Source organism: Robertmurraya sp. DFI.2.37, assembly GCF_029211245.1.
GTDB lineage: Bacteria > Bacillota > Bacilli > Bacillales > Cytobacillaceae > Robertmurraya > Robertmurraya methanolica_A.
Genome location: NZ_JARGEJ010000793.1, coordinates 1 through 291, shown reverse-complemented (window position 1 = coordinate 291; position 291 = coordinate 1). Strand labels below are relative to the sequence as shown.

The following is a 291-nucleotide window of genomic DNA, read 5'->3' as shown; positions in this document are numbered from 1 at the left end:
ACATTGGTCCAAAGGCAATCTCTCCATAGTCGTCATAACAGCTTGTACCGGAACCAAATGCAGCGTACTCGACGTAGCCCTGGCATTCCCTAGTTCCGAGGAAGATATCTTTTCTCCCTCCCTTTAAGACAGCGCGTTTGGCAATATTATGATGCTTCTCCTCGACCCAATCTGCTTTCAAATCTGGTTGAAGTTGATTAAATTCAAAATGAGCCCGTACCTGATAGCATGGATTGCGCAAATAAGTGTAGTAAGCGAGGTCATTTTCGTTATCATGATATCTGATCGGAC

General features: G+C 44.3%; 1 protein-coding gene. It reads right to left on the bottom strand.

From position 1 onward, the window contains the following. Positions 1-291, bottom strand: a 291-nt coding sequence (locus PZE06_RS28670; RefSeq protein WP_275792494.1) for a type I-E CRISPR-associated protein Cas5/CasD, incomplete at both ends; no start/stop codon positions are given.